The 6,539-nt window shown below is 74.7% G+C and carries 7 protein-coding genes; 2 read left to right on the top strand and 5 right to left on the bottom strand.

The window, feature by feature from the left end; all coding sequences use genetic code 11:
• The first annotated feature begins 148 nt into the window (after window positions 1-148).
• The gene (locus tag CCN29_RS09500; RefSeq protein WP_086680967.1) at window positions 149-472 is read left to right on the top strand and encodes a hypothetical protein; all 324 of its coding nucleotides are present in this window, start codon (window positions 149-151) and stop codon (window positions 470-472) included.
• A 183-nt stretch (window positions 473-655) separates the two neighbouring features.
• Window positions 656-1,198 (top strand): ATP-binding protein, encoded by a 543-nt coding sequence (locus CCN29_RS09495; protein ID WP_078592392.1) that lies wholly within the window; start codon window positions 656-658, stop codon window positions 1,196-1,198.
• 83 nt (window positions 1,199-1,281) lie between these two features.
• On the opposite strand, the gene CCN29_RS09490 is transcribed toward CCN29_RS09495, so the two are convergent.
• The 5 genes from CCN29_RS09490 to CCN29_RS09470 all read right to left on the bottom strand — a co-directional run.
• On the bottom strand, window positions 1,282-3,384 hold the full coding sequence (locus CCN29_RS09490; RefSeq protein ID WP_086680970.1) for a peptidoglycan recognition protein family protein: 2,103 nt from the start codon (window positions 3,382-3,384) through the stop codon (window positions 1,282-1,284).
• A gap of 236 nt (window positions 3,385-3,620) precedes the next feature.
• A complete protein-coding gene (locus CCN29_RS09485; protein ID WP_006136463.1) occupies window positions 3,621-3,887 on the bottom strand; it encodes an SHOCT domain-containing protein in 267 nt (88 codons plus the stop codon).
• Window positions 3,888-4,043: 156 nt separating this feature from the next.
• A complete protein-coding gene (locus tag CCN29_RS09480) occupies window positions 4,044-4,463 on the bottom strand; it encodes a PPOX class F420-dependent oxidoreductase (RefSeq protein ID WP_006136464.1) in 420 nt (139 codons plus the stop codon).
• 41 nt (window positions 4,464-4,504) lie between these two features.
• Window positions 4,505-5,401 (bottom strand): NAD(P)-dependent oxidoreductase, encoded by an 897-nt coding sequence (locus CCN29_RS09475; RefSeq protein ID WP_086680965.1) that lies wholly within the window; start codon window positions 5,399-5,401, stop codon window positions 4,505-4,507.
• 29 nt (window positions 5,402-5,430) lie between these two features.
• Window positions 5,431-6,539, bottom strand: a 1,109-nt coding sequence (locus CCN29_RS09470; protein WP_086680963.1) for an ROK family protein, incomplete at its 5' end; no start/stop codon positions are given.

The following is a 6,539-nucleotide window of genomic DNA, read 5'->3' as shown; positions in this document are numbered from 1 at the left end:
CCCCGCCGGCGGGGCCTGGCGGTCTGGTGCTCGGCGGCGGGTGGGGGCAGACTGCACCGGCGGGAGCAGGGGCACACTGGTTCTGGACAGTGGCCGGCCCGCGCAGCGCGGTCCGGCACACCGACGCGCACTGAGGGGGCGGGTGGCAATGGCGGAGCCGGAGTTCAAGGCCACGGGCGTGCGGATCGGCCGGCGGCTGCGGTCGCTCACCCGGGCCGGACAGGTCCGGATCAGCGACGGGCGGCTGGAGCTGCTCACCAGCTACGGCACCGAGATAGACAGCGCGCCGGTGCAGGCGGTGCGGGCCACACGGCCCTGGTTCTCGCCCGACGGCCGGGCGCTGGCCGACCTCAACGGCCACCGGTATCTGCTGACCCTCGGGGACCACGACCCGGCGCCCGGGGAGCCGGGCCCGCCCGCGGCCCGCCGATTCATCGAGGCCGTCCGCCGGGCGGCGGGGCGCGGCGCCTGAGATGTCCGCGAGTTGCGCCGCATCCACCGCTGGGTCACGCTGTTCTCACGTCACTCTGGGTTTACCGGCGATAACGCTGCGAACCAGCCCGCCGGCCACGACAGCAGGCGGCAGCGTCACGCAGGCGCCCTGCTGGATCCGTACTCCGTGTTCTTCCGGACCTCACGTCGGGGAGTCGCAGCCGTGATCAGTCACCCAAGCAGGCACTGCACGGTGGAGCTCCAAGCCCTGCCGTCGCGGATCGGCCAGGTCCGCAGAATCGTATCTGCGCAGTTGCGCTACTGGCACATGGATTCCCTGATAGACCGGGCCTCGCTCGGTGTGACGGAGCTGTTGTCGAACGTCCACCGGCATGCCCAGCCCGACAAGACGTGCACCGTGGAGATCGAACTGCTCCTCGACCGGCTGAAGGTGTCGGTGCACGACCACGATCCGCGGCTGCCGGTCGTCGCGGACGCCGGACCGCTCGCCACGTGTGGCCGCGGCCTGGCGATGGTGGCCGCCATGAGCGAGAGCTGGGGCGTGCTGCCGGACGACGCGGGCAAGGTCGTGTGGTTCACGCTGCCGACCGCCGCGCCCGCCGAACCGGCGGCCCGGGACCGGCGCCCGCGCCTCACACCCGCGGGACCGGACCGGCCACGGTTCACGGAAGTCGCACTCGTCGACCACGCGGCCGAGGTCCACCGGCCCGAACCCGCTCCCGCCCGGTCCGCCGTTCCCGGCTGACCGGGCGGTGACACCACGGGGCGCCGCCGACGGCCGCGGTGCCCGGCGGACCGCCTGTCCGCCGGACACCGCGCCCCGGCCGGTCACCTGATGTAGACGAGGCCGTCCGTGGTGACGGTCGGCCGGCCGCTGGTGCCGACGACCACGATCTTCACGGTGTGCCTGGCGTTGGCCGACCAGGTCCTCGTCCAGATCGCCTGCCGGTAGCTGGTGGCCGACGACCTGAGGTCCACCGTGGCGGCCTTGACGCCGTCGACGTACACGTACGCCTGGCCCGAGCTCGACGCCCGGGAGACCACCCAGGCGGCCGAGCGCCCGGTGAACGTCCAGGTCAGGCTCGCGCCCTTGGCGGAGCTGGAGTACGACCGGCCGCCGAGGTAGCTGGAGGAGCTGCGCGCGCTCCAGCTGCCCGTCCTGACCGCCGCACTCTCCTGGAGGACCACCGGGGTGTAGGTGGCCGCCGCGTCACGGTAGTTGCCGGCGTAGTCGTACGCCCGCATCGACCAGCTGGAGGCGGTGCCCGGCCTCGCCGTGCGGTTGGAGAGGTACGCGGCCGCGCTGAAGGTGGCGGACTGCGGGGTCAGCAGCCGCACCTGGCGCAGGGCCTGGTCGTCGGTCGCCTTCCAGCGCAGGGTGACCGGGGCGGACCCGGTGTAGACGGTGCCGGTGCGCAGGCCGAGCGTCGGCGCGGCGGTGAACACCGGCGCGGTCGTCTCCGCCACGACGGTCAGCGGGGCCGCGGCCGAGACCGCGCCGGACTGGTGCGTGGCCTGCACGGTCACGGTGTGGGTGCCGGGGGTGAGGGTGATCCGCTTGGCGTAGCCCGCGCCCGAGGTGGCGGCGACGGCCTGGCCGTCGACGAGCACGTCGTACCTCTTGATCAGCGCGGCCGGCGTGGTGGCCGCCCAGCGCACCACCGGCGTGCCCTTGGTGTAGTACGTCGAGCCCTTGGCGGTCGCGTCGGTGAGGGACGCGATCCGCAGACCGTCGACCGGGCCGGCGGCCCAGGTGCGGACGGTCGGCAGCTGGGCGTACAGGGCGTCGCCCGGGCACTGGGTGTTGAAGCCGTCGCGGTGCCCGGACACCCGCCGGAAGGTGTACCGCTCGCCCGCGGTGAACTGGGTGCTGAAGTAGTTGCGCTGGGTCGCGCCGGCGGTGAGCTGCACCGTGCCGGCCGGGTCCGCGCCGTACTGGCCGAGCTTCCAGGCGGTCACGCGCGCCACGGACGTGAGGGCGGCGGTGGAGGCGGCGCCGCTGACGTGTGTGCCGAGGACGGCGATGCCGGCGGACTCCCGGTTGAAGCCGTAGGTGTGGGCGCCGAGCACGGGCCGGTCGATGCCGCCCTTGCGGCCCTCGAAGACCGTGCCGCACTTGTCGACGAGGAAGTTGTAGCCGATGTCGTTCCAGCCCTCGACCTCGGTGTGGTACGCGTAGATGCCGCGCACGATGGACGCCGACTCCGCGCAGTCGTAGTCGTTGGCGCCGTCGGTGTGGTGCACGAACACGGCCTTGACGTCGGGGTTGTACTCCGACGGGTCGGGGCTCTTCGACTCGTCCGCGCCCCAGCCGGCACGCGAGGTGACGGGCGGCTGGGGCACCGTGGACGGCGGCGCGGTGGGCTCCGGCGACGGAGACGGCGACGACGACGGCGACGCGTCCATGACGAACGCGGCCGGCTCGGGGGCGTCGAGGCGTGTCTCGGCCTCGGTCACCACGCCCGGGTCGACCAGGTTGACCTCGAGGCCCTTGGGCAGCGCGCCGGTGGTGCCGTCCTCGTGGACGACGCGGGCCTCCACACCGTCGGAGGGGCCGACCCACAGCGGCTGGGACGCGCCGCGCATGCCGGCCTCGACCTCCTCCGGCGGGGCGGCGTTCAGCTCCAGGTCCTGCCAGGCGCCCCACTCGCCGCTCTCCAGGCCGCGGGCGCGCACCTGCGCGGCGCCCTCCAGCGGCTTCAGCGCCCCGGTCCAGGAGACGCCGACCAGGGAGAACTGCTCGGTCTCCGTGCGGAGCAGCTTGCGCTCGCCGGCCGCGGTGCCCTTCAGGGCCAGGCCGTAGACCTCGACCGGCCGCCGGTCCTGCCCGGGGGCGCCGGCCCCGTCGGACGGGCTGGCCGTGGCGTACGTGACGACGCTCCCTCCCCCGATCAGCACGGCGCCGAGCGTCAGCCACGCCCGGCGTCTCATGCTCAGCGGTCTGTACGCGTGCGACACGGCACGACGCCGGTTGCGACGGCTCAAAAGGATCCCCACCCTGAGAAGCGGCCCGGCCGGGCCGACGGAAGCTGCGGCCGCCACACGGGTCTCATCCGCCCCGTACGGCGCCCCATTTGTGCAGCGCCGTCCGCGCCGTAACCGTCACAGGGTGGGGTGGTGACATGTGTCACCTTGATCGCGAAGAGGGGCGCGCGGGGGCGTCCGTCTCAGTCGCGTCGTCCGAACTGCTCCTCCAGGACGGACAGCCGGCGCCAGTACTCGTCCTCGTCGATCTCGCCGGAGGCGAAGCGGCGGCCGAGGACGGCGAGCGGCGAGTCGTCGCGGGCGGCGGGTCCGTGCGGGCCGCGGCGGCCGCGCCACCCGGTGCGCCGCAGCAGGGTGATGCCGAACCCCACGACCAGGGCCCAGAACAGGGGGAAGAGCAGGATCCACGGGCCGGGCCCGCCGTCACCGAAGTGCGCCAGGGTCTGCATGGTCGTTCAACTCCTCGGATGCGGTGTCTCGTCGCCCCTCGGCGACACTTCGAGACTCGCCCCGGGAGGGGGGTCAGGGCGTCGTGCGGCCGGCGGCAGCCGGCGTACCACCCGGGGAGTACGCGGGCGGTGCGCGGCTGCTCCCGCGGCCCTCGGTCAGCCGGTCTGGTCGCTGTCCTTCATCGCGCCCCAGCCGTGCCACCGCTCGACCTCGACCCAGGCGCTGACCCGGCGGCGTTCACGGTTCGGGTACGCGTCGCCGCCGTAGTGGCGGGAGAGGCGGTCGATGTCGGAGAGGTCCTCGTCGTCGTGCATGTCGGCGACACGGCCGATCAGGGTGACGTGGGTGTACCAGTTGTCCGCGTCGAGCACGGTGAGGGTGACGCGCGGGTCGCGCTGGAGGTGGCGCAGGCGCACCCGTCCCTCGTCCAGGTTGATCAGGACGCGGCCGTCCTCCCAGAGGTACCAGGTGGGGGTGGAGACGGGCGTGCCGTCGGAGCGGAGGGTGGCCATCACGCACGGGTTGGCCTTGCGCAGCAGCTCCTGGGCTTCGGGCGGCAGTGGGGGCTTGGACACGTGGACTCCTCGCTAGGAAGGGCGAACAGGGAGGGGGGTGGTCAGGTGGTGGACGCGGGCCCGTCGCCGAAGCTCGCGAAGTAGGCGGCGGCCATGTCCTCGTCGCCGTGCCCCTGGGCGGCGGCCCGCTCCAGGCGGCGGGCGCTCGCGGCGGCGACGTCGAGGCGGGCGCCGTTGCGCTCCCCGGCCCGCACGATCAGCGCGGCGTCCTTGGCGGCGGTCTTCACCGCGAACTGGGCCGGGGAGAGCTGTTCCTCGAGGATCAGCCGCGCCTTGGCGTGCAGATATCCCATGTCGAGCGGGCCGCCGGCGATGAGGCCGAAGAAGGCGTCCGGGTCGACGTCGAGGGCGCGGGCCAGCGCCAGGGTCTCGCCCGCGGCGGCGGTGGCCGCGAGCACCCAGCTGTTGGCGACGAGCTTCAGCCGGGTGGCGCTCGCCGCGGCGCCGTCCTCGCCGGTCCACACGGTGCGGGCGCCCACCGCGTCGAACACCGGGGTCACCGTGTCCCGGCCGCCGGCGGGGCCGGCGGCGAGGACGGTGAGCTGTCCGTCCTCGGCGGGCTTGCGGGTCCCGAGCACGGGGGCGTCGTAGAAGCGCAGGCCGTGGTCGTGGGCGAAGGCGGCCAGTCCGGCGACGTCCTCGATGCCGCTGGTGGTGCACTGCGCCCAGACGGCTCCGCGCGGGAGCGCCGGAGCGGCGGCGCGCATGGTCTCCAGGGTGGCGGGGCCGTCGTACAGCATGGTGAGGACCACGTCGGCGGACTCGACCGCCTCGGCGGGGGTGCCGGCGACGTGGGCGCCGTCGGCGGCCAGCGGGTCGGCCTTGGCGCGGGTGCGGTTCCAGGCGCGGACGGTGTGCCCCGCCTCGAGGAGGTTGCGGGCCATCGCGGCGCCCATGATGCCGGTGCCGAGGACGGTGACGGTGAGCGTGTCGGTCATGCGGTCGGCCTTCTCTCGTCCGGTGGTCGTTACGCCAGTGCTCCCAGAGGATCGTCCAGCACCGGCTGCCAGGCCAGTTCCGCCGCGCCGACCAGGCTGTTGTGGTCCAGCGTGCAGGCGAGGATCGGCACCCCGCCACTGCGGCCCCACAGGCTGCGGTCGGCGACGACGGCCCGCAGCCGGTCGGGGTCGGCCTCCAGGAGGGTGCGGTGCAGTCCGCCGAGGATGATCCGGTCGGGGTTGAGGATGTTGACCAGCCCGGCCAGGCCGAGGCCGAGCCGCTCGATGAGCTGTTCGGTGGCCGCGCGCACCTCGGGGTCGTCGTACCGGCCGCGGATCAGGTCGTCGGCCTGCTTCAGCAGCGACATCTCGGGGCCCGGTGCGCGGCCGGCCGCGGTGAGCAGGGCCAGCGGGTCCGCCTCGACGTCGAGACAGCCCCGGCCGCCGCAGTGGCAGGGGCGGCCCTCGGGGTTGACGGCGAGGTGGCCGACCTCCAGGGCGAGGCCCGAACTGCCCGTGTGCAGACGGCCGTCGAGGACCAGCGCGCCCCCGACGCCGCGGTGGCCGGTGGCCACGCACAGCAGGTCGCGCGCGCCCCGCCCGGCGCCGTGCCGGTGCTCGGCGAGCGCGGCGAGGTTGATGTCGTTGGCGGCGAAGGCGGGCCCGTCGAGGCCGGCGGCGCGCACCTGCTCGGCGAAGATCTCCCGTACCGGGGCGCCGGCGGGCCAGGCCAGGTGCAGCGGGTTGAGCGCCAGCCCCTCCGGTTCGGCGACCGCCGACGGCACGGCGAGCCCGGCGCCGACGCACCGCCGGCCGGTCTCCCGCAGCAGCTCCGCGCCGGCCGCGACGACGGAGCCGAGCACCTTCGCCGGGTCGGGGTCGACGACCTCGCAGCCGGGCGCGGTGGCGACGATCCGGCCGCCGAGCCCGACGAGGGCGGCGCGGAAGCCGTCGGCGTGGATCTGCGCGGCGAGCGCCACGGGGCCGTCCTCGGCGACGGACAGCCGGTGCGAGGGGCGTCCCTGGGACCCGGCGGCGGCACCGGGCCGGGCGTCCACCCGGATCAGTCCGAGCGCCTCCAGTTCGGCGGCCACCGCGCCGGCCGTGGCCCGGGTGACGCCGAGCTCGGCGGTGAGCA

The sequence above is a fragment of the Streptomyces pseudogriseolus genome (assembly GCA_002154585.1).
GTDB lineage: Bacteria > Actinomycetota > Actinomycetes > Streptomycetales > Streptomycetaceae > Streptomyces > Streptomyces pseudogriseolus.
Note: the sequence above shows the minus strand (reverse complement) of the source record. Positions and strands in the feature narration are given on the sequence as shown.

What these genes read in the sequence shown, in the direction of transcription:
- CCN29_RS09500 (WP_086680967.1), top strand. Translation starts at nt 149, where the DNA reads ATGGCGGAGCCGGAGTTCAAGGCCACGGGCGTGCGGATCGGCCGGCGG.
- CCN29_RS09490 (WP_086680970.1), bottom strand. Translation starts at nt 3,384, where the DNA reads ATGAGACGCCGGGCGTGGCTGACGCTCGGCGCCGTGCTGATCGGGGGA.
- CCN29_RS09485 (WP_006136463.1), bottom strand. Translation starts at nt 3,887, where the DNA reads ATGCAGACCCTGGCGCACTTCGGTGACGGCGGGCCCGGCCCGTGGATC.
- CCN29_RS09475 (WP_086680965.1), bottom strand. Translation starts at nt 5,401, where the DNA reads ATGACCGACACGCTCACCGTCACCGTCCTCGGCACCGGCATCATGGGC.